Genomic DNA, 1,101 nt, shown 5'->3' with positions numbered 1-1,101 from the left:
CCGCGAAAGCGGGGATCCAGAAAAATAACTTTAAATATTGGTATAGAAGTTATTTATTTAAAAAACAAGCCTGTAAAAACAAGTTTTTTATAGGTTTTACTGAATTCTCGCTTTCGTGGGAATGACATTAAACGATCCATGCAACAACGCTGCGACTAAGAGGAGTATGGCAATGACAAAAAATATGAGCCATGCAATAAGAACTTTAATAAAGAAGTATACGAGTAATTTTTAAGGAAAAGTATTTATGAGCGTAGTAAATTTTTACGGACAATTAAGTAATACTCAACAATTTGATCAGATAAGGATTAATATAGCAAGTCCCGATCAAGTACGTTCGTGGTCTTTCGGTGAAGTAACAAAGCCTGAAACAATTAACTATCGAACTTTTAAACCTGAGAAAGACGGTTTATTTTGTGCAAGAATTTTTGGTCCGGTAAAAGATTACGAATGTCTCTGCGGTAAATATAAGCGGATGAAAAACCGTGGTATTACATGTGAGAAATGCGGCGTTGAAGTTACGGTTTCTAGAGTAAGACGTGAAAGAATGGGACATATAGAGCTTGCGGCTCCCGTTGCTCATATTTGGTTTTTAAAGTCATTGCCTTCAAGAATTAGTACGCTTCTTGATATGACAATGCGAGATGTAGAGAAGATTCTTTATTTTGAAAATTATTTAGTAGTTGACCCAGGGTTATCGATTTTACAAAAAGGCGAACTCTTAACAGAGGAAGAATTACAGAAAGCAAAAGATAAGTACGGTGAAGATGCATTTACTGCCTCTATAGGTGCAGAAGTAATACAACAAATGCTTAAAGAGCTTGATTTTTCAAAGTTAAAGCAAGAATTATACAAGGAATTACAAACCACTTCCTCAGAAATCAAAAAGAAAAAATTAGTAAAGCGTTTAAAATTAGTAGAGGATTTTTTAGAGTCGGAAAACAAGCCGGAATGGATGATTATGGATGTTTTGCCGGTTATTCCTCCTGAAATTAGACCGCTTGTTATGCTTGACGGTGGAAGATTTGCTACTTCGGACTTAAATGAACTTTATAGAAGAGTAATTAATAGAAATAATCGTTTAAAGAAATTAATAAAGTC

At 34.2% G+C, this 1,101-nt stretch carries 1 pseudogene; it reads left to right on the top strand.

The window, feature by feature from the left end:
- Positions 1-247: 247 nt before the first annotated feature.
- Positions 248-1,101 (top strand): annotated as a pseudogene (locus tag REIS_RS14020) (DNA-directed RNA polymerase subunit beta'); the annotation flags it as partial.

It is taken from the genome of Rickettsia endosymbiont of Ixodes scapularis, from assembly GCF_000160735.1.
Classification (GTDB): Bacteria; Pseudomonadota; Alphaproteobacteria; order Rickettsiales; family Rickettsiaceae; genus Rickettsia; species Rickettsia tamurae.
Note: the sequence above shows the minus strand (reverse complement) of the source record. Positions and strands in the feature narration are given on the sequence as shown.